This is a genomic window from Bradyrhizobium sp. LTSP857 (assembly GCF_000938285.1).
Classification (GTDB): domain Bacteria; phylum Pseudomonadota; class Alphaproteobacteria; order Rhizobiales; family Xanthobacteraceae; genus Bradyrhizobium.
On record NZ_JYMS01000049.1, the window covers coordinates 577,042 to 594,411 of the forward strand.

Consider the following 17,370-nt stretch of genomic DNA (forward strand, 5'->3'; position numbering starts at 1 on the left):
CCCGCAAAAATCCTGGCTTATCTGAGCTTCACCCGCATTGGCACTCGCGGGCATCGATTGCTAACACCCTGAAAACATCAATCTGAGCAAAAGCTTAGGAGGACTGCATGAAATTCCGTCCGCTTCACGACCGCGTCGTGGTCAAGCGCATCGACGCAGAAGAGAAGACCGCTGGCGGCATCATCATTCCCGACACCGTCAAGGAAAAGCCCTCGCAGGGCGAAATCGTCGCTGTCGGCCCCGGTGGCCGCGACGAAGCCGGCAAGCTGATCCCGATCGATCTGAAGGTTGGCGACCGCGTGCTGTTCGGCAAGTGGTCCGGCACCGAGGTCAAGATCGACAATGAAGATCTGCTGATCATGAAGGAAAGCGATGTCATGGGCGTCCTCGACGTCCCCGCTTCCAAGAAGAAGGCGGCCTAAGAGCCCCCTCTCCCACCCAGCTAAACCCCTCAAGGAAAAATCCAGATGGCAGCTAAAGAAGTCAAATTCGGCGTCGATGCACGCGACAAGATGCTGCGTGGCGTCGACATCCTCGCCAACGCTGTGAAGGTCACGCTCGGTCCGAAGGGCCGCAACGTCGTCCTCGACAAGTCGTTCGGCGCTCCCCGCATCACCAAGGACGGCGTCACCGTCGCCAAGGAGATCGAGCTCGACGACAAGTTCGAGAACATGGGCGCGCAGATGGTGCGCGAAGTCGCCTCCAAGTCGGCTGACGCGGCCGGCGACGGCACCACCACCGCAACCGTGCTCGCGGCTGCGATCGTTCGTGAAGGCGCCAAGTCGGTTGCCGCCGGCATGAACCCGATGGATCTGAAGCGTGGTATCGACCTGGCTGTGGAAGCCGTGGTCGCCGACCTCGTCAAGAACTCCAAGAAGGTGACCTCGAACGAGGAAATCGCCCAGGTCGGCACCATCTCCGCCAACGGCGATGCCGAAATCGGCAAGTTCCTCTCCGACGCCATGAAGAAGGTCGGCAACGAGGGCGTCATCACGGTTGAAGAAGCCAAGTCGCTCGAGACCGAACTCGACGTCGTCGAGGGCATGCAGTTCGACCGCGGCTACATCTCGCCCTACTTCGTCACCAACGCCGACAAGATGCGCGTTGAGATGGACGACGCTTACATCCTCATCAACGAGAAGAAGCTCTCCTCGCTGAACGAGCTGCTGCCGCTGCTCGAGGCCGTGGTGCAGACCGGCAAGCCGCTGGTGATCGTGGCTGAGGACGTCGAAGGCGAAGCGCTGGCGACCCTCGTCGTGAACCGCCTCCGTGGCGGCCTGAAGGTTGCGGCCGTCAAGGCTCCGGGCTTCGGCGATCGCCGCAAGGCCATGCTCCAGGACATCGCAGTTCTGACCGGCGGCCAGGCGATCTCGGAAGATCTCGGCATCAAGCTCGAGAACGTCACGCTCAACATGCTCGGTCGCGCCAAGAAGGTGATGATCGACAAGGAGAACACCACGATCGTCAACGGCGCCGGCAAGAAGGCCGACATCGAAGCGCGCGTGGCGCAGATCAAGGCGCAGATCGAGGAAACCACCTCGGACTACGACCGTGAGAAGCTCCAGGAGCGTCTTGCCAAGCTCGCAGGCGGCGTCGCGGTGATCCGCGTCGGCGGCGCGACCGAGGTCGAGGTGAAGGAGCGCAAGGATCGCGTTGATGACGCGATGCATGCGACCCGCGCGGCTGTCGAGGAAGGCATCGTCCCGGGCGGCGGCGTCGCCCTGCTCCGTGCCTCCGAGCAGCTCAAGGGCCTGCGCACCAAGAACGACGACCAGAAGACCGGCGTCGAGATCGTGCGCAAGGCGCTGTCGGCTCCCGCTCGCCAGATCGCGATCAACGCCGGTGAAGACGGTTCAGTGATCGTCGGCAAGGTGCTGGAGAACAAGTCGTACGCTTTCGGCTTCGACTCCCAGACCGGTGAATACGGCGACCTCGTCAAGAAGGGCATCATCGACCCGACCAAGGTGGTCCGTACCGCGATCCAGAACGCTGCCTCGGTTGCGGCGCTGCTGATCACCACGGAAGCCATGGTCGCCGAGCTGCCCAAGAAGGGCGGCGCCGGCCCCGCAATGCCTCCGGGCGGCGGCATGGGCGGCATGGACTTCTGATCCAGCCGTTCAGGCACAGTCGAGAAATGCGAAACCCCGGCAGCGATGCCGGGGTTTTGTTTTGGGGCAAACTCTTCGCCCTTGTCATTCCGGGGCGCGTCCCTCTTGGGCGCGAGCCCGGAATGACGAAGCCGCTCACCTCACCTTCCCGATGCGTCCGCCGCGCGGCTCGCCGTTGGGCGCAATCGACCAGAATATCCAGACCGCCCGGCCGACGAGATTGTCCATCGGCACAAATCCCATCGCACTCATCGCGCGGCTGTCGGTCGAATTATCGCGGTTGTCGCCGAGCACAAACAGATGGCCCGGCGGAACCGTATAGACGGGCGTGTTGTCGTAGAAGCCGTTGTCGAAACAATCGTAGGTCTGGTAACTCGCGCCGTTCGGCAGCGTCTCGCGCCAGCGCCCGTTCTTCGTGCCTGGATCGAGCCCGCAAGAGGCCCCGCCGAACCCGCTCGCGAGAGCAACGCGTGTCACCGGCTTGTCGTTCAGCATGAGCTGACCCTGCCGCATCTGGATGCGGTCGCCGGGCAATCCGACGATGCGCTTGACGTAATCGACCGAGGTGTCCTTCGGGTTGCGAAATACAGCGACATCGCCGCGCTCGGGGGTTGATGCGAGGACGCGACCCGAGATCGGCGAATAAGGAAACGAATAGCGGCCGTAGCCGTAGGCATATTTTGCGGCGAGCACATAGTCGCCGACGACCAGCGTCGGGACCATCGAGCCTGACGGGATGTTGAACGGCTGGAAAAGGAAGACGCGAAACAGGATCAGCGGCGACCACAATGCCGGGACCAGCAGGATCAGGATGACGATCGCCTTCCATTCCCTGGATCGGGCTTTCGGCCGGATGGTGTCCTGAAGAGTGGTCATCGTTTGTCCTGCCGGAGATCGTAGCGATCGCAAGATTACGCAACCTGCGGAGGTGCGCAATCCCCGCTTGATGGATTTGGTCGTGCGGCTCGCGGGCTGCGTTCAACTGCGCTGAACCGCGTAACCGCCCCAAGCGATCAGTCGCGTGACAAATCCCTGAAGCAATGGCGTATCCATTCGATCGCGAGGCGCGTCGCCGGGTCGCGCTTCAGATGATTCTGCACCAGGAGCCAGACGTCGCGGCGCTTGGTGAGAAGTGTCGCGCGCAAACTGCGGTCGGAGAGCAAGTCCGCGCAGCTAAGTTCTGGCAGCACGCCGACCGCCTGATGCGACTGGATCATGGTCCTGACAATGCGGACATTGTCGGTGACGCAGCGCGCGTTCTTCACGCGCCGGGTGCGTAGGAACTGCGCTTCGGGAATGGCGTCGAGCTCGTCCGGAAAGACGCAAGCGATCGGCGCGTCATTTGGACTGTCGACCGGCTCGAAGAAATACAGCCGCAGATCGGCGAGTTTGGAGATGGTGAAATCGCCCTTCTCCGGCTTGCGCAGCCGGATGGCGAGATCGGCCTGCCAGCGCGAGAACTTGACGTTGCCGCTGGCGGTCAGGAATTGCAGGGTCAGGCCGGGGTGATCGCGCAGGAAGGCGCTGGCGTGCGGCGCCAGCAGCTCTTCGGCCACCGTATTGGTCGAGGCGATGCGCAGGCGGCCGACCGGGCCCGGCTGGCTCTCACCGATGCGATCGATCGCCGCGACATGTGCGGCCATCGCGCCGACATGCTCGAGCACCGCCTCGCAATGGCGCGTCGGCCGGCGCAAGCCATCGATCGCGTCGAACAGGGGCACGCCGAGATCGCGCTGGATCCGCGCAAGCCGGCGGCCGACGGTGGTCTCGTCGATGCGCAGCCGCGCGCTGGCGCCGGCATAGGTGCCCTCGTCCCTCACCGCGGCAATGATGCGCAGATCGTCCCAGTTCATGGCGGCGAACCTAGCAGGCGCCGCCCTATCCTGCAAATTTGCAGCCATATGCTGCAATAGTCCTGCACAATGGCAGGCCGCCGCCGCGCTAGTCTGGCGCCATCCGATCGTCTCGAAAGGCCTGACATGACCGCTCCAAAGACCCTGCTCGAACTTTCCGGCGCCGACCTCAATCCGCCAAACCTCGCTGACACCTGCCTCGTGCTGATCGACATCCAGAACGAATATCGCGCCGGTCCGCTGGCGCTGCCGGACGCCGAGCCCGCGATTGCCGCGGCCGCGTGCCTGCTGGCGCGCGCACGACAGAGCGGTGCGGCGATCTTCCACGTCGCACACAAGGGCCGTGCCGGCAGCCTGTTCGACCGCGAGGCCGAGCGTGGCGCGATCGTCGACAGCCTGGCGCCGCTCACGGACGAAGCCGTGATCGAGAAGGCGCTGCCGAACGCCTTTGCCAGCACCGACCTGCAAGCGCGGTTAGCTGTGACCGGACGCACCAACATCGTGATGGCGGGCTTCATGACCCATATGTGCGTCAGCTCGACCGCGCGCGCCGCGCTCGACCTTGGCCTGCGCACCACCGTCGCAGCCGATGCCTGCGCCACGCGCGATCTGCCCGACAGACGCGGCGGGACGCTCAACGCAAAAACCATTCACGAGGTCGCGCTGGCCGAGCTGTCTGACCGCTTCGCGCTCATCGTGCGCAGTGACGCGCTCGTCTGATCCGGGAGGTCGCATGCTGCAACTCTATTTCTCGCCGATGGCCTGCTCGCTTGCGAGCCGCATCACGCTGATGGAGGCCGGCTTGGATGCGCGCTACCACCTCGTGCATCTCCTGACCAAGAAGCGCATCGAGGATGATGCCGACTTCCGCATCATTTCAGCGAAGGGCGCAGTGCCGGTTCTGATCCTGGAGAATGGCGAGCGGCTGACGGAGAGTGCCGCGGTGCTGCAATATATCGCCGACCTGAAACCGGAGACCGGCCTCGCGCCGCCGCCCGGCCATGTCGATCGTTACCGGCTCCAGGAGTGGCTGAGCTTCGTCGGCACCGAGATCCACAAAGCGTTCCTGTTTCCGACCTTCTGGTACAAGGACGACGGCTCGCTCGCCAAGCCCCGTGCAAGGATAGCGCAGACATTGTCTGTGCCGGCCACGCACCTTGCGGATCGCAAATTCCTCGTTGGTGACTGCTTCACCGTCGCGGATGCCCACCTCACCTGGGCCTTGCTGCTGCTGCGCCCCGCAGGCGTCGACATCGCGCAATGGCCATCCTTGTCGGCCTATCTCGAGCGCATGCAGGCGCGGCCCACCGTGAAGGAAGCGATTGCGACGGAGATAGCGCTCCGCAAGACCGTGGCGGCCACCCCGGCGTGACAGGATGTCACGGTCGCCGAATTTGACGGTTCCACAGCGAGGGCATTGATGTCGGCGCGGCATGCGCTAGTCTGAGGGATATTTTTCGATATTTCCTTGGAAGGCATTCATGCGTGCTCTTTCCGGAATTTGCACTGCAAGATTTTCTCTGGCCCTCCTCGCCTGCTGGCTGTGCCTCGGTCCCGCATCGGCGGAAACGCGGGTCGCGCTGGTCATCGGCAACGGCGCCTATGCCAGCACAGCGCAGCTTCCCAACCCGCCGCACGATGCCGAAGACGTCGCGGGCTCGCTCAGGCGCAGCGGTTTCGAGGTCTACCAGGGTGTCGACCTGCGCCAGGCCGACATGCAGGACCTGACCATCCGCTTCGCGCGCGCCGCGAGCAGAGCTGATGTCGCCATGTTCTACTACAGCGGCCACGCGATGCAGTACAACGGCGTGAACTACCTGATGCCGATCGACGCCGTGCTGACCGACGAAGCGGATCTGAAGCGCTTCGTGCGGGTCGACGACATCGTGAACGACCTGCAACAGGCCAAGAACCTGCGCATCCTCGTGCTCGACTCCTGCCGCGACAATCCGCTGGCGGAAAACCTCAAGCGTTCTGCCGGCACGACGCGCGCCGCCTCAATCGGGCGCGGGCTGTCGAAAGTCGAAGCACCGCGCGGCACGATCGTGTCTTTCTCGACGCAATCCGGGCAGACCGCAGCCGATGGCAGCGGCCGCAACAGCCCCTATACGAGCGCGTTCCTGAAGCACATCGAGGAGCCGCAGGAGATCGGTGACGTCTTTCGCGACATCAGCAGCGACGTCTATGACAGCAGCGGCAAGACCCAGCTTCCGGAGCTGTCACTCTCGATCATCGGCAAGTTTTATCTGAACGGGCCGGTGTCGGTCACGGTGGCGCCAGCGCCTCAGGCCGCACCGCGAGCGGATCCTTGCGCGGCCGCCGAGGCCCATTGGAAGGCTGCGGACGGCATCGGCACGCTCGGTGCCTACGAAGACCATCTCGCCAGATTCCCGAATTGCATCTTCGCCAATCTCGCCAAGGCGCGGATCGAGGGCCTGAAGCAGAAGGTGACCTTGGCGCCTGCGGCCGCCCCCCGAGCCGGTGGAAGCAAGGATTTCGACGGCAACTGGGACGTGACGTTGAATTGCCAGACCAGCGGCAAGGCGCAGGGCTTTACCCGAGCCCTGGCTGGCACCGTTGCGAACGGCGTGCTTCACGCCGAGGCTCAGGGCCCGGGCGGCAACGTCAACCGGCTGGAAATCGACGGCCAGATCCCGCCGGACGGCAAGACCACCTTGAGCGCGCGCGGGACGACAGGGGCGAGCACCTATACGCTCAACAACATGCCGCCAGGCTCTCCCTACGCCTTTACGGTCGATGCGCAGTTCGATCGTAGCCGCGGCAGCGGCAAGCGCAACGAGGCGCGTCCGTGCAACCTGGTTTTCGTCAAACGCTGATCGAGCAGGAACCGGCGAGGCGCGTTGCGCCTCACTCGACCCGCGCGACCACCGCGAGCCTGCGGATGCCCTTGTTGCGATAGGCGTCGAGGAACGCGTAGTAGTCCTTGAACGACACGCAGCCGTTGGAATCGCCGTTCGGCCCGAGCATGAAGGTGTGGGCGAGCAGGCCGTCGCGGCCGTAGATCGCATTCTCGCCGCCGATCGGCGTCAGCCGCAGCGCGGGCACGCCGTGAAACAGCGCTTCGCGCGGCTTCAAATCGTAGATGTGCGGTGGCGTCACACCGCGCATGCGGACGCGCGAGGAACGGGGATCGTCGAGATTAGAGCCGAGGCCGGAATGTGCCTCGAGCTTGGTGCCGTCGGGCAGATACACCGTCTTCGCGGTGATGTCGTAGACCGCGGTCGAGCGGTCATACGGCGCCGAACCGCCCAGCATCGGGTTCTGCTCCTTCGGCGCGATGGAAGCGGTCACGCTGGCATCGGCGGAGGCATAGGCCAGCAAGCCGCCGGAGGGCTCACGCTTGCCCCAGAGCTTCTCGACCATCGATTGCCGCGGCCCGGTGATCGACATCACCGCAGCCTTGGCGCGATCGGCGAACGATTTGGTGGGCTTCGCTTCAGGCGCCGGCACGATCTCGGCCGGATCGGCCGAGGCCAGCTGCACCGGCGCGTCAGTGCCGCGCTTGGCCTTCGCGGCATCCGCGATCTTTTCAGCAACCTTGGACGGGCTCAGCGGCTTCAGCGCGTCCGCGACCTTCGCCATGACGGTCGGTTTGGCCGTCTCGGCAATTTTCGTTGCGGGAACCTGAGCTGCGACGCTCGCCGCATTCGAATCCACCCCTTGCGTCGCGGCGGCAGCAAAGCGTTCGTTGAACATTTCGCGCGAGATCGGCGTAACCACCTGCACCCGGTCGGGCAGCAGCGCAAAGGCTTCCTTGATGGCATCACCCGCCTCGCGCAGCGCAACCTTGGGCGCGCGCTTGATCACGGGCTCGTCGTAGCCAATGCTGCCGACAGTCGGATAGACGCTGGCGGCGAGGATGTTGGTGTAGACGGTCCAGCCGGCGCCAAGCACGGCGCAGCCGATCACAGCGGCGCCAAGCACGTTTTGGGTGGTCATTTTCCGGGAAGGCTTCCGATAAAAATTCAGACTCGGATTTTTGGACTTCCGTGCCGCGTTACTTTGCGCAGCGATACTCGTACTCATTCGCCTTGCGTCCAGGACGGTGTCACTAGGTCCCCCTTCGAAGTGCCGCTGGTCACGTTCCCAAGACAGCATCTCGCAGAGGGTCGGAGCGGCATTAAGGCTGCTTTTAGTTAAATGCGGATTAAGTTCTGGCAGATCTGGGGCAACTCGTTAACGCTGTCCCATTTAGAGAAAAAAGCCCGCAGAAATACGGACTTAGCCGTAGCTGTTAACCATGTTTCTCGGCCGGTTTGGCGCGATCCCAGTACGCATCCAACTGCGTCCTTTCCATGATCTTCAACACCACCGAACCGTAGCAACGAAGCATTGCGCGAGGCTGGCGTGCGCCGCCTTCCACGCGACGCTTGCCGGCCCAGGCTCGCGCGAAAATGCCGCCTGACCGAAAGTTGATCGCCGCCAAATCTGGAAATGTTGGCCGCGACAAAATAGCTCAGAGGCCACGGCACTTCTCAACAGCCTCCGCGCGTGATACGGTACCGTATCAAGATCGCCTTGAAATGTGCCGAGCGCTTGGAATGGAGGCTGGCATGACAAAGGTTGCACGCGCCGGATTTTTTGTCCTGGCGTGCTCGTTTCCATTGGTGGGATCAGCTCTCGCGCAGCCTGCGACCAATGCGGGCTGTATGTCGTCGGCATCGGCCGCCGGCACGCAGACCTGGCGCTGCGACAACGGCATCACCATCGTTGCTGAAAATGGCGCCAGATTTGAACTTAAGGACGCCAACCGCGACGGACATATTGACTCGATCGAGCTGAGCAGCAAAGCCCTGCTGGTCGAGGTGCCCAAGAAGCCCGGCGGCAATCCCTTCAAGGTGCTGACGCCGCAGGCGATCGCCGCGGTGCGCGGCACGAAATGGGCGGTCGATGTCGCTGACGCCAAGACCTCGGACGCCAAGACTTCGGACGCCAAGACCTCGGTCTTCGTTGCCAACGGCCGCGTCGGGGTGAGCCGCAGGGCGCGAGGCCGCGCCGTGGTGCTCGGCCCCGGCGAAGGCGTCGACGTCGACGCGACCGGTCCGCTGACCGTCAAGCAATGGGGCCAGCCGCGTGTCGATGCGCTGATGGCAAGACTGGGTCAATAAGGCTTGGTCAACGAGGCCTGGTCAGCCAGGCCCCAACAACAAAGCAGATTGCAGTACGACTTGATGAATAGACGCGTTCAGATCCTGGTGGCCCTCGTCCTCACCGCGCTGTGGGGCGCCGGCGTTTATGCCGCTCACGCCAACGGCCATCTGCGTTTTCTCGATCGGCTCGAGGCAACACTGACGGATCTGCGCACGCTCGCCCGCGGCGTGCAGCGGCCGCCCGATCTCGTCACCATCGTCGCGATCGACGACACCGTGGTGAAGCGCGGCGGCAGCTATCCGCTGCCGCGCGCCGATCTTGCGCGCGTCGTCGACACCATCGTGCAGTTCAAGCCGAAGGTCATCGCGATCGACCTGCTGCTGGTCGACCGCAGCGCCGCGATCGGCGACGCCACGCTGGCGCATACGCTGGCCACCGGTCCCATGGTCCTCGCTGCCGCTGCGATCTTCCCGACCGAGACCGTGGCGCCGAGCAGTGATGGGCCGCTCGCGGCCCTGCCGGAGGCGGAGCGCTTCCTGCTGCCGTTACCGGCGTTCGCCGATCACGCCGATGTCGGAATCGTCAACGTCGCGACCGGACAATCGGGCTCTCCCCTCTCCATCCCGATGCTGTTCCGGACCAGCGACAAGGTCGAGCTGTCATTTCCGCTGCGAGTCGCGAGCCGCGCGCTCGACAAGCCGCTGACGATCGCGCCCGACCATCTCATGCTCGGCGATCGCGCGGTGCCGACCGACACCGACTTTGCGCTGCCGATCACCTATTACGGCCCGCGCCGTACCATCCGCACTGTCAGCGCGCAGAGCATTTTTGACGGCACGCTCGATCGCGCCGCGATCGAGAACCGGATCGTCGTGATCGGCGCCGCGGTCGCCGGTGGCGGCGACTTCTTCCCGACGCCGTTCGATACCCTGATGCCCGGCGTCGAGGTGGTCTCGACCGCGATCACGCATCTCGTTGCCGGCGACAGCATCGTGCGAGACCGCAAGGTTCACATCGCCGACGCGCTCGCGGCGATCCTGCTGCCGATGCTGCTGGTGGGCCTGCTCGCCTGGCGGCGCAGCGCGCCCGGCCTCATCGCGGCAGCCACGGTGATGATCGCCTGGGCCGGGCTCAATGTGTTCGCGTTCACCCATGGCGTCTGGCTCAACGCCGCGACCACGCTCGCGGCTGCCATGCCGCCGGTTGCGATCTTTGCCGGCGTGCAATTGTGGGCGGGCGGACGCCGCACGCAATATCTCGCCGCCAAGAGCCGGTCGCTGGCACAATTCCAGGCACCCGCGGTGCAGGAGTGGCTGGCACGCGATCCCAATTTCCTGGCGAAGCCCGTCCGGCAAAATGCGGCCGTCGTCTTCATCGATCTCTCCGACTTCACCGCACTGAGTGAACGGATCGATCCGGACGAACTCCAGGACATTCTGAAGGCGTTCCACGTGCTGCTCGACAAGACCGCGGTCGATTGCGGCGGCATGATCACCAGTTTTCTCGGCGACGGCGCCATGATACTGTTCGGCCTGCCCAGCGCGATGCCCGATGACGCGGCGCGCGCGCTGAAATGTTCGATCGACCTGCATCGCGGCGTCGAAGCCTGGATCGCCTCGCTGCCGCCTGCGATCGGCGGTCAGCTCGGCTTCAAGATCGGCGCGCATTTCGGCCCGATCGTCGCCTCCCGTCTCGGCGAGAGCCACCAGCACATCACGGCAAACGGCGACACCGTCAACGTCGCGAGCCGGCTGATGGAGGTTGCGGCCCAGAACGGCGCGCGGCTCGCGATGAGCGATACGCTGCTAGATACAGCCGACTTCCTCGGTGATCCCGACAGCACGCTGAGAGGGCCGCTGCGCACACAAATTCGCGGCCGCTCCGGCACGGTCGCCGTCTGGTTCTGGCGCGATGAGAGCAAGCCGAGCCAGACCGCGGCCAAGACCGAGATGATGGACTGAATAGCCACCGCTGCCCACCCAACACTCCACCGTCGTCCCGGCGAAGGCCGGGACCCATACCGCGTGATCTATCGATAGGTGCAGGTGTGCGTACCGCGGGTAAGAACGGATAACGACCAGCCTTCGCCAAACTTCTCCCTGGGGTTATGGGTCCCGGCCTTCGCCGGGACGACGATGAGGAGGCGGCGGAGCCTCTTCGCAGCCTGCTACCGCGCTTCCGGCGGCGGCGAGCGGTCCAGCACGTCGCCCTTGGCGCCCTCCAGCAGATCGACACTATAGGTCTCGACGAGCAGCGGCCCGCGCTTGCGCTGCAACTCCGCAACGCGCGTCACTTGCGCAAAGAGGTCCTTGAGGAAGGGCTGGCCGTCGGGACGCAGCTCGTCGACATAGAGCAGCTTGCCCGCCAGCAGCTTTGGATCGGGCTCGCCCATGTTGACCCAGCGGATGCGCTGGTTCTGCTGCACCACGCAGGTGCCGTGCGGCAGATAGAAGGCAAGCCAGCCGGTGGTGCCGTAGTCCGGCGCGAGCACGCAGGTCGCGCCAGTGCGGACGCGCGCCGCTTCGATCCCCGCGGCAAGCTCACGCCAGCCGACGCCGACGCTGCGCACAGTCGCATCACGGCGATAGCCTGACAGCCAACCGGTGTTGGCCTGAAGGATCAGAGCTGCAAACATCACGATGCCAGTGGGTGCGGCCCAGCGCAGGCAGAAATCCACCAGGCGGCGCGCACGCGGCTTCCACTGCACGAGGTTGGCAGCCGCGGCCGCGGCGACGACAAAGGGCGGATAGACCGGTGCGAACCAGTTGGCCTCGACGCGCGCATGCAGCGAATGCCAGACGAAATAGGCGACGATGGTCCAGAACAGCGTCTCGATCAGCACGCGCGAGGCCAGCGCGCCGGCCCTGCGCCAGGTCAGCGCATGCAGTCCCATCGCGCCGAGGATGAAGACGAGCGGCGTCGCGAACGCGATCTGGGTTGGGATCAGCTCGGCAATGAAGACCGGGCGGAAATCCTCGATTTTGGCGCGCCCAAGCTGCTTTGCGAACGAGACCCATTGATGATCCGCATTCCAGAGGATCACCGGCGAGAACAGCGCGAGCGCAACGATGCCGCCGAGATAGGGCCAGGGTGAGAGAAACCAGCGTCGCAGTTTAGGTACCGCCGCGAGCCAGATCAGGATCGCAGGGCCAAAGAACATCGCGGTATATTTTGACAGCAGCGCCGCGCCGACGGCCGCACCGACCGCGAGCCACCAGACGCCGCGGCCGGTCTCCAGCACTTTTGCAAGAAAGAACAGCACGAAGCTGGAGGCGACCAGCAGCGGCGCATCCGGCGTCACGATCAGCGTGCCGACAGACGCCATCATCGTGACATTGAGCAGGATGGCACTGGTCGCAGCCACCCGCGCGCCACCGAACAGGATCGCGGCGGAGCGATAGATCGCGTAGCTCATCGGCAATGCGAGCAGGATCGAGACGAGGCGGACGCCGAGCTCGGTATCGCCAGCGATCATGGTGCCGGCGCGGATGACATAGGCGACCATCGGCGGGTGGTCGTAATAGCCGCCGGCGAGGCTCTTCGACCACATCCAATAATAGGCTTCGTCGAAGGTGATCGGCGTGAAGGCGGCCGCGACCAGCCGCAAGCCGACCAGCGCAAGGATCACTAGCGCCGTATTACGGACGATCCGCGCGTCAGCCCCGCCCATTACCGGTTTCCTTGACCCGTTCCCTGGCGCGCTATTTCTTGCGCCAGACGAACAGTCCGGACATCGCGTAGTTCCACACCACGCCCATCAGCGCGCCGGCCGCACCAGCAAGCCACCAGATCGGCTCCTGGTCGTAGACCGAGAAGGCGACGCCGACATTGGCAAGCAGGCCGACGCTGCACACGACGTAGAACATGATCAGGCCGCTCAGAAGCGCAAAGCCCTTCAGTCGCTGATCGCGATAGGTGAGGAAATTGTTGAGGATGAAGTTGCTGGTCATGGCGACGATGGCGCCGGCGGCCTGCGCCTCCGCGAACGGCACCTTGATCAGCTCGAGCCCGATGAACAGCGTGGTGAGGTGCACCACCAGGCCGATGCCGCCGACCATCGCGAACAGGATGAAGCGCAGCGAGACGATGTCATTGCTCAGCTTCGCCAGCACCAGGCCGATAAAGTCCAGCGCGACCATGGAGTCGAGCTTACTCTCGCCGTGCTGGCGCTCACCGAACGTGTAGGGAATCTCGACCGCGCGCAAGCTACCATGCGCGGTCGCAACGAGGTCGAGCAGGATCTTGAAGCCGTGCACCGACAATTTCGGCGCCAATTCCTCGAAACGGTCGCGACGAACCATGAAGAAGCCGCTCATGGGATCGGCGATCTCGACCCGCAACATCTTCTTCGCGACTTCCGTGGCGAGTGCGCTGGCGCCGGCGCGCTGCTTGTTGAAGCCTTCGCTCTTGTAGCCCTCGATGTAGCGGCTGCCGACCACGAGGTCGGCCTGCCCGCTTGCGAGCAGCGACAGCATTTTCGGCAGCTGCGTCTCGTCATGCTGGAGATCGGCGTCGATCACGGCCGCATAAGGCGAGCTCGAAGCCAGAATGCCCTCGATGCAGGCGCCTGACAGGCCGCGGCGGCCGATGCGGCGGACGCAGCGCACGCGGCTGTCGCGCTGGGCCAGCGCGCGCACGACGTCCCAGGTGCCGTCGGGTGAATTGTCGTCGACGAACACGACCTCCCAGGCGATGCCGGCAAGCGACGCCTCCAGGCGCCGGTACAGCACCGTGACGTTGTCGCGCTCGTTGAAGGTCGGGACGACGACCGAAAGCTCCGGCGATCGCGAGTTCGCTTGCGGAGGGGTTTCGGGGCCCGGTCTGATCGCTGCATTCATGACGGCAGCGTATATCCGCCGCGTCCTGCGATGCCAAGCTCCTGCGATGCCAGCCGGGGTTCTCGGGGGAATGGCCCAAAAGGGGCCCTAAAATGCCAACGACCCCGGAACGGCGGACCGCGCGTACATCCGGCGCAGGCCAAGCTATTCCAAGGTCGTCTCAACAACGGAGATTGTTACTCAACGTTGCCGTTAGAAACTAAATAGGAACGACCAGACCGCTTCGCAAGGGGCCGAAAGTACCTTTTTCCGGCCGCTATTGGTTGGGCACTTCCTTAATCACAGGGCCTCGCGGTGCCGGCGCAGCAGGGGCCGCAGGCGCCATGGCGGCCGGCTCGGCCTTCGCAGGCTTGACGGGCTTGCCGTATTGGCCGATCGGCCCGAACACGACGGCGACCGCAAGCACGATCGCCGCGACGATCGCGCCAAAAATGCCACCCACCGACTCAGACGACATGCGAACCCGCCCCTGTTCCAGACGAGCCCAGTCTACCATGGATGAACGCGGAGCCGGAAGGGCCCCGGACCGCAACGGTAAATGGGGCTATTTCTGCGGCGGCCTGTGCTTGACGAAGGCGGTCACGATATCCTTCTGCGCCGACTCCACCGCCCTGTTCGCGGTCGCGAGATGGGCGCCGGAATCGATGGTTGGATATTGCGTGGTGAGATAGTCGAGCAGCGCGACCCGGTAATATTGCCGCTCCGACGGACAGGCACCGGCGACCGAGCGGCCAAAATCCTGTTCGGACAGGCCCTGATTGCTGTCGCGCGAATATTCCCGCGCCAGGCAATGCCAGTAATCGTCGCGGCCCTGCATGGCGAGCTTCTGCGCGCCCTTCGCATCGTCGTCGTCAGCCATGGTGGCAGACGTCATGGCAGCAGATGTCATCATCACGAGCGCCGCTCCCATCATCAGTCTCCGCATCTTGTTCTCCTTTTTGCGCAGATTCCGTCGAGAGCTTAGACGGGACAGGGCAACTGGCCAATCACTTCTGGTTTGATTAGGATGACGGCCCTCCCCTCCTCGTCGATGTGAGATCCTCCCGTGGCCAAAGCAAAAACCGCGACCAAAAAATCCGGCAACATCTTCATCGGCGTCGGCGGCTGGACCTTCGAGCCCTGGCGCGGCGTGTTCTATCCCGAAAAGCTGACGCAGGCGAAGGAGCTGTCCTACGCGGCCTCGAAGCTGACCTCGATCGAGATCAACGGCACCTATTACGGCTCGCAGAAACCGGAGAGCTTTCGCAAATGGGCCGGCGAAGTCCCGGAGGGTTTTGTGTTCTCGGTCAAGGGGCCGCGCTTCGCCACCAACCGACGCGTGCTGGCGGAGGCCGGAGATTCCATCAAGCGGTTTTATGATTCCGGCGTGCTGGAACTCGGCGACCATCTCGGCCCCGTGCTCTGGCAATTCGCACCGACGAAAAAATTCGACAGCGCCGATTTCGGCAAGTTCCTGGAGCTGTTGCCGCGCAAGCTCGACGGGCGCGCGCTACGCCATGTGGTGGAGGTGCGTCACGACAGTTTCTGCACGCCGGACTTCGTCACCCTGATCCGCGAATTCGAGACGCCGGTGGTGTTTGCCGAGCACGGCAAATATCCGGCGATCGCCGACGTCGCCGGCGATTTCGTCTATGCCCGGCTTCAGAAGGGCAATGACGAGATCAAGACCTGCTATCCGCCGAAAGAGCTCGATGCCTGGAGCAAGCGGTTTCAAGCCTGGGCCGAGGGAAGCGAACCCGATGACCTGCCGAAGGTCGACAAGACCAAGCCCAAGAAAGAGCCGCGCGACGTGTTCGCCTATGTCATCCACGAGGGCAAGGTGCGCGCGCCGGCCGGCGCCATGGAACTGATCGCGCGGGTAGCGTGAGGATGATCCATGGCAAAGGCGAGGAAGCTCTTCACCATCGGCTATGAGCAGACGCCGCCCAAGGCCGTGCTCGACGAATTGGAGCAGGCCGGCGTCAAGCTGCTGGTCGACGTGCGTGCAGTGACGTCGTCGCGGCGGCCGGGCTTTTCCAAGAAGCAGCTCGCCGCAGGCCTCGACGAGCGCGGCATCGCCTATGTTCATCTCGCCGCGCTCGGCACGCCGAAGGAGGGCCGGCTCGCCGCGCGCAGCGGGCAGTTCGACGTGCTGGAAAAGATCTATTCAAAGCACCTGAAGACGCCGCAGGCCCGGGAAGAGATGGACGAGCTCTCGGCGCTGGTGAAGAAGGCGGGGCCGGTCTGCCTGCTCTGCTACGAACGCGACCATACGCATTGTCATCGCCAGATGATCGCGGAGGTGATCGAAGAGCGGGATGGGGTGGCGGTGAGGAATTTGGCGGGGCGGCAGGCGTAGCTACACTGTCGGCGTCAGCCGTAGCCGTCATCCTGAGGTGCCGTAGCGAAGCGGAGGCCTCGAAGGACGACGGCGTGCCACGGAGGCCGCACCTCGGCCGTGCATCCTTCGCGGCTCGCAAGGGCTCGCACCTCAGGATGACGGAGAGGGCGCCTACCCCTCCCCCGCCAGACGGAACGTCCCCTCCATCATCTGCACACAGCTGCCGCCGACATGCGCCGAGACGATCTTGCCGTCCTGCTTGCGCACGCGCGTGAGGAGTAGACTCGGCCGGCCCATGTCAAAACCCTGGCCGACCGTGAGCTTCAACTCGCCGTCGCGTGTGGGATCGAGATCGGCGAACAGCGCGGCGGCCGCGACCGTGGCGCTGCCGGTGGCGGGGTCCTCGGCGAGACCACCGGCGCCGCGCATGAACATGCGCGCCTGCCGCTCGCAGGGCGCCTCCGTCGCGGGCACGTCGCGCGTGTAGAACCACACCGAGCGGGCGTCATCGCGCGGCAATACCCTGCCGAACGCAGCCGCGTCGGGCCTCGCCCGCTTGAGCGCATCGCGCGAGTGCACCTCCGCCACCAGGAACGGCGTTCCGACGCCGACGACCTGCGGCGCGTGGCGATCGACCTTGATGTCATCGGCAGTCAAGGAGATGCAGGCCGCAACGTCAGCGGCGGAAACCTCCGCCATTCGCGAGAGCGGCTGCGGCGCGGTGAGCTCGGTGCTGATCACCCTTCCTTGCTCCCGCACGATATCGACCGGGACCAACCCGGCTATCTCCTCGAACAGCAATCGCGGCTTCGGCTCCTTCGCGATTGAGGCCAGCACGAAGGCGGTGCCGACATTGGGATGGCCTGCAAAGGGCATCTCCCTCACCGGCGTGAAGATGCGCACCTCGGCGTCATTGGCCTTGTCGCGCGGCGGCAGCACGAAGGTCGTCTCCGAGTAATTGAACTCGGTCGCGATCGCCTGCATCTCTCGCGTCGAGAGGCCACCGGCATCCAGCACCACGGCGAGCTGGTTGCCGCCGAAGGCGCGGTCGGTGAACACGTCGACGGTGATGTAGCGGCGCTGCATGTGCGGTCCTCACGCAAGTGGCGGCCGCAACCGGCCGCGTCACCGGCAGTCTA

At 64.5% G+C, this 17,370-nt stretch carries 17 protein-coding genes; 9 read left to right on the plus strand and 8 right to left on the minus strand.

Annotation, left to right across the window (positions count from 1 at the left end):
• Nucleotides 1-107 precede the first annotated feature (107 nt).
• Both UP06_RS36155 and groL read left to right on the plus strand, forming a co-directional pair.
• The gene (locus tag UP06_RS36155; RefSeq protein ID WP_045008422.1) at nt 108-422 is read left to right on the plus strand and encodes a co-chaperone GroES; all 315 of its coding nucleotides are present in this window, start codon (nt 108-110) and stop codon (nt 420-422) included.
• 45 nt (nt 423-467) lie between these two features.
• A complete protein-coding gene (gene groL / locus UP06_RS36160) occupies nt 468-2,108 on the plus strand; it encodes a chaperonin GroEL (protein WP_045008423.1) in 1,641 nt (546 codons plus the stop codon).
• A gap of 135 nt (nt 2,109-2,243) precedes the next feature.
• Here the strand turns inward: groL and lepB are convergent, their stop codons facing one another.
• Entirely contained in the window at nt 2,244-2,984 is a 741-nt protein-coding gene (lepB, locus tag UP06_RS36165; RefSeq protein WP_045008424.1) for a signal peptidase I, read from the minus strand.
• A gap of 137 nt (nt 2,985-3,121) precedes the next feature.
• Nucleotides 3,122-3,961, minus strand: coding sequence for a LysR family transcriptional regulator (locus UP06_RS36170; RefSeq protein WP_045008425.1), 840 nt, complete (start codon nt 3,959-3,961; stop codon nt 3,122-3,124).
• A 126-nt stretch (nt 3,962-4,087) separates the two neighbouring features.
• On the opposite strand from UP06_RS36170, the gene UP06_RS36175 reads away from it, so the two are divergent.
• From UP06_RS36175 to UP06_RS36185, 3 genes are all read left to right on the plus strand, one after another.
• Nucleotides 4,088-4,681: a cysteine hydrolase family protein gene (locus UP06_RS36175; RefSeq protein WP_045008426.1), complete on the plus strand. Its 594-nt coding sequence runs from the start codon at nt 4,088-4,090 to the stop codon at nt 4,679-4,681.
• 13 nt (nt 4,682-4,694) lie between these two features.
• On the plus strand, nt 4,695-5,333 hold the full coding sequence (locus UP06_RS36180; protein ID WP_045008427.1) for a glutathione binding-like protein: 639 nt from the start codon (nt 4,695-4,697) through the stop codon (nt 5,331-5,333).
• Between the two features lie 109 nt (nt 5,334-5,442).
• Nucleotides 5,443-6,798 carry a caspase family protein gene (locus UP06_RS36185; protein WP_045008428.1) on the plus strand — a complete coding sequence of 452 codons (1,356 nt, stop codon included), beginning with the start codon at nt 5,443-5,445 and terminating at the stop codon, nt 6,796-6,798.
• A 31-nt stretch (nt 6,799-6,829) separates the two neighbouring features.
• On the opposite strand, the gene UP06_RS36190 is transcribed toward UP06_RS36185, so the two are convergent.
• Nucleotides 6,830-7,921 (minus strand): DUF2778 domain-containing protein, encoded by a 1,092-nt coding sequence (locus UP06_RS36190; RefSeq protein WP_045008429.1) that lies wholly within the window; start codon nt 7,919-7,921, stop codon nt 6,830-6,832.
• A gap of 614 nt (nt 7,922-8,535) precedes the next feature.
• Here UP06_RS36190 and UP06_RS36200 point away from each other — a divergent pair.
• Nucleotides 8,536-9,090 carry a FecR domain-containing protein gene (locus UP06_RS36200; RefSeq protein ID WP_045008823.1) on the plus strand — a complete coding sequence of 185 codons (555 nt, stop codon included), beginning with the start codon at nt 8,536-8,538 and terminating at the stop codon, nt 9,088-9,090.
• A gap of 63 nt (nt 9,091-9,153) precedes the next feature.
• Nucleotides 9,154-11,034, plus strand: a complete 1,881-nt coding sequence (locus UP06_RS36205; protein WP_045008431.1) for a CHASE2 domain-containing protein — start codon at nt 9,154-9,156, stop codon at nt 11,032-11,034.
• Between the two features lie 206 nt (nt 11,035-11,240).
• Here UP06_RS36205 and UP06_RS36210 read toward each other — a convergent pair whose 3' ends face one another.
• The 4 genes from UP06_RS36210 to UP06_RS36225 all read right to left on the minus strand — a co-directional run bounded on the left by UP06_RS36210 (nt 11,241) and on the right by UP06_RS36225 (nt 14,836).
• Nucleotides 11,241-12,743: a glycosyltransferase family 39 protein gene (locus tag UP06_RS36210; protein WP_045008432.1), complete on the minus strand. Its 1,503-nt coding sequence runs from the start codon at nt 12,741-12,743 to the stop codon at nt 11,241-11,243.
• 31 nt (nt 12,744-12,774) lie between these two features.
• A complete protein-coding gene (locus UP06_RS36215) occupies nt 12,775-13,911 on the minus strand; it encodes a glycosyltransferase family 2 protein (RefSeq protein WP_045008433.1) in 1,137 nt (378 codons plus the stop codon).
• A gap of 256 nt (nt 13,912-14,167) precedes the next feature.
• Nucleotides 14,168-14,368, minus strand: coding sequence for a hypothetical protein (locus UP06_RS36220; protein WP_045008434.1), 201 nt, complete (start codon nt 14,366-14,368; stop codon nt 14,168-14,170).
• A gap of 87 nt (nt 14,369-14,455) precedes the next feature.
• Complete coding sequence (locus UP06_RS36225; RefSeq protein ID WP_045008435.1) at nt 14,456-14,836, minus strand: hypothetical protein; 381 nt, start codon at nt 14,834-14,836, stop codon at nt 14,456-14,458.
• A gap of 120 nt (nt 14,837-14,956) precedes the next feature.
• Between UP06_RS36225 and UP06_RS36230 the strand changes: the two genes are divergently transcribed.
• Together UP06_RS36230 and UP06_RS36235 are read left to right on the plus strand one after the other, a co-directional pair.
• Nucleotides 14,957-15,778 carry a DUF72 domain-containing protein gene (locus tag UP06_RS36230; RefSeq protein WP_045008436.1) on the plus strand — a complete coding sequence of 274 codons (822 nt, stop codon included), beginning with the start codon at nt 14,957-14,959 and terminating at the stop codon, nt 15,776-15,778.
• 9 nt (nt 15,779-15,787) lie between these two features.
• Nucleotides 15,788-16,249 carry a DUF488 domain-containing protein gene (locus UP06_RS36235; protein ID WP_045008437.1) on the plus strand — a complete coding sequence of 154 codons (462 nt, stop codon included), beginning with the start codon at nt 15,788-15,790 and terminating at the stop codon, nt 16,247-16,249.
• A 153-nt stretch (nt 16,250-16,402) separates the two neighbouring features.
• On the opposite strand, the gene UP06_RS36240 is transcribed toward UP06_RS36235, so the two are convergent.
• Nucleotides 16,403-17,317 carry a PhzF family phenazine biosynthesis protein gene (locus UP06_RS36240; protein ID WP_045008438.1) on the minus strand — a complete coding sequence of 305 codons (915 nt, stop codon included), beginning with the start codon at nt 17,315-17,317 and terminating at the stop codon, nt 16,403-16,405.
• Nucleotides 17,318-17,370: the final 53 nt, after the last annotated feature.